Below are 470 nucleotides of genomic sequence, written 5' to 3' on the forward strand. Positions count from 1 at the left end.
GGGGCGACGGCGGCAACGGCGTAGGCGTCGGCCAGCTGCTCGGTGGTCGTCAGCGCGGTGTCGGGGTCGATCGGGGACGTGAGGGTGCAGGCCAGGTCGATGTACCAGTCCTGGGTGGTGCTCATGGGGTGGCTCCTTGCGGTGGTGGTGTGGAACGTGGCGAGGGCCGGAGGGTTCCCCGGGCGGGGCGGTCGGTCCGCCCCGCCCGGGGCCGGTCACTGCTCCTGGTAGCCCGATCGCTTGAGTGCGGCCATTTGGTTCTTCCAGGAGCGGTGGTCCGAGAGGGTCTCGTGGATCGTCACCGCGGGCTTGTCCGGCTCCGGCGGGTAGACCATCCAGCCCTTCTTGCGGCGTTCGACTCTCCACCCGTGGGCTTCGAGCCGGTTCAGGAGCTTCTTGAGTTCCTTGTTCGCCATGTGGCTCCTCGTTCCTCTATGCGGTTACTCGGTGCCATCGGTTCCCGCCCGGGT

1 protein-coding gene is annotated in these 470 nt (G+C 68.5%); it reads right to left on the reverse strand.

Translation table 11 applies throughout. The features are described from left to right. Positions 1-215: 215 nt before the first annotated feature. Positions 216-416 (reverse strand): hypothetical protein, encoded by a 201-nt coding sequence (locus C6558_RS39145; RefSeq protein ID WP_036316287.1) that lies wholly within the window; start codon positions 414-416, stop codon positions 216-218. Positions 417-470 lie beyond the last annotated feature (54 nt).

Origin of the sequence: Ensifer sp. NM-2 (genome assembly GCF_003024455.1) — a bacterium.
GTDB classification, from domain to species: domain Bacteria; phylum Pseudomonadota; class Alphaproteobacteria; order Rhizobiales; family Rhizobiaceae; genus Ensifer; species Ensifer canadensis.